The organism is Jeotgalibacillus salarius (assembly GCF_004405125.1).
In the GTDB taxonomy this organism is placed as follows: domain Bacteria; phylum Bacillota; class Bacilli; order Bacillales; family Jeotgalibacillaceae; genus Jeotgalibacillus; species Jeotgalibacillus salarius.
This window is the reverse complement of sequence record NZ_SORX01000025.1, coordinates 1-686: the sequence shown is the minus strand read 5'-3', so window position 1 is coordinate 686 and position 686 is coordinate 1. Positions and strand designations below refer to the sequence as shown.

Sequence of the window (686 nt, the reverse complement as noted above, 5' to 3'; positions counted from 1 at the left end):
TTGGTTAAGTCCTCGATCGATTAGTATTCGTCAGCTGCGCATGTCACCATGCTTACACCTCGAACCTATCTACCTGATCATCTTTCAGGGATCTTACCACTTGCGTGTGGGAAATCTCATCTCGAGGGGGGCTTCATGCTTAGATGCTTTCAGCACTTATCCCGTCCGCACATAGCTACCCAGCGATGCCTTTGGCAAGACAACTGGTACACCAGCGGTGCGTCCATCCCGGTCCTCTCGTACTAAGGACAGCTCCTCTCAAATTTCCTGCGCCCACGACGGATAGGGACCGAACTGTCTCACGACGTTCTGAACCCAGCTCGCGTACCGCTTTAATGGGCGAACAGCCCAACCCTTGGGACCGACTACAGCCCCAGGATGCGATGAGCCGACATCGAGGTGCCAAACCTCCCCGTCGATGTGGACTCTTGGGGGAGATAAGCCTGTTATCCCCGGGGTAGCTTTTATCCGTTGAGCGATGGCCCTTCCATGCGGAACCACCGGATCACTAAGCCCGTCTTTCGACCCTGCTCGACTTGTAGGTCTCGCAGTCAAGCTCCCTTATGCCTTTACACTCTTCGAATGATTTCCAACCATTCTGAGGGAACCTTTGGGCGCCTCCGTTACTCTTTAGGAGGCGACCGCCCCAGTCAAACTGCCTGCCTGACACTGTCTCCCACCCGGAT

The 686-nt window shown here is 55.1% G+C and carries 1 rRNA gene; it reads right to left on the bottom strand.

The features are described 5' to 3' along the window. Positions 1–686, bottom strand: a 23S ribosomal RNA gene (locus E2626_RS17020); the annotation flags it as partial.